Consider the following 326-nt stretch of genomic DNA (forward strand, 5'->3'; position numbering starts at 1 on the left):
GCGCGTTCCCGGGCCACGGCCTTGGACTCGCCCTTGACCATGACGGGGGCTTCCATGACGTTCTCGATGGCCGTCATGTGGGGGAAGAGGTTGAAGCGCTGGAAGACCATGCCGATGTCCCGGCGCTGGGCCGCGACCTCGCTGTCCTTCAGCTCGTAGAGCTTGTCGCCCTTCTGGCGGTAGCCGACGAGGTTCCCGTCGACGTACAGCCGTCCGGCGTTGACCTGCTCCAGGTGGTTGATGCACCGCAGGAAGGTCGACTTGCCGGAGCCGGACGGGCCGACCAGGCAGAAGACCTCACGCGGGGCGACCTCCAGGTCGATGCC

The 326-nt window shown here is 66.9% G+C and carries 1 protein-coding gene; it reads right to left on the reverse strand.

From position 1 onward, the window contains the following. Positions 1–326 (reverse strand): ATP-binding cassette domain-containing protein (locus IO30_RS0129175; RefSeq protein ID WP_031147850.1); only part of this gene is annotated, 326 nt, incomplete at both ends.

The sequence above is a fragment of the Streptomyces xanthophaeus genome, assembly GCF_000725805.1.
GTDB lineage: Bacteria > Actinomycetota > Actinomycetes > Streptomycetales > Streptomycetaceae > Streptomyces > Streptomyces xanthophaeus.